The following is a 1,008-nucleotide window of genomic DNA, read 5'->3' on the forward strand; positions in this document are numbered from 1 at the left end:
ACTCTCTATTTTCCCTCACGCGCCTATGAAGTGGAAACCTAAGAATATTCAGTTCATTTACTTTATAGAATTCAACGAGGCTATTTATCAGTGTGAGATCGTGCAAGTAGGTTTAAATTATTTCACGTTCATTCACCTGAAAACAACGCCGATTCAGAACCCTGAAAAGGACTTGATTTTCTCGCTAGAACCGTCAGCGCTACCTAACCGACACAGAAACGTGTTCGCGTCACACGGACGGATCGGCAGGAAGATCGGGGAATTCTTCAAGAATGACAAGGTTTTTTATCAGGACAACAGCGTGGGAAACGCGATCGAGAACTATTTGCGCGTATGCAGGAAAGTTGTGCTATAATGGCTTTGAAAATTATGAATTCAGGAGGTTTACAGAATGGCAGTAAGAAATAAGATTCAAACGAAAAAACGATTCACAAGTAACATGCTTAACCGAACATTGCGAATGTTCAAATATAACGACCTACCCGAAACGATCCCGCAAAACGAACTAGAAAAGCTATTGCAAGAAAACGGCTTTGCAGTGATCGCAAAAGCGAACGGCGATTTGTTTGCTTTCAATGCAACGCTAGGCGGGGAAAATGATCCATACGGACGACCTACAACGGCGATTGTTTCGAACCCTGCTTTGAAGTTCAATGAAACGCTAACGATCGGCAAAGATTGCGTTGTAATCTACAACGATTATTACAAGCAGGGTATCAAGTCCATGATTGACGACACGGCGCAGATTATCGCAGAGGCGGATATTTCGCTAGTTATGACTTTAATCAATAAGCGGGCGCAGACAATGATTTCAGCGAGTGACGATCAAACGATCGAATCGGCAAGAGCCTATATCAAGAAACTGATTGACGGCGACCTAGAAGTTATTAGCGATTCGCAGTTGTTCGAATCATTACGGGCGCAGGATATTTCAGGACGACAAGCAGGAACGTTGAAAGATATCTATGAAACGATCCAATACGAACTCGCAACGCTTTACAACAATTT

The 1,008-nt window shown here is 42.9% G+C and carries 2 protein-coding genes; both read left to right on the forward strand.

What is annotated here, in order from left to right; translation table 11 throughout:
* Positions 1-355, forward strand: a 355-nt coding sequence (locus tag N1032_RS23810) for a hypothetical protein (protein ID WP_259542880.1), incomplete at its 5' end; no start/stop codon positions are given.
* A 36-nt stretch (positions 356-391) separates the two neighbouring features.
* On the forward strand, positions 392-1,008 hold a 617-nt coding region (locus N1032_RS23815; RefSeq protein WP_259542888.1), incomplete at its 3' end, for a hypothetical protein.

This window comes from Herbiconiux daphne, assembly GCF_024979295.1.
In the GTDB taxonomy this organism is placed as follows: Bacteria; Actinomycetota; Actinomycetes; order Actinomycetales; family Microbacteriaceae; genus Herbiconiux; species Herbiconiux daphnes.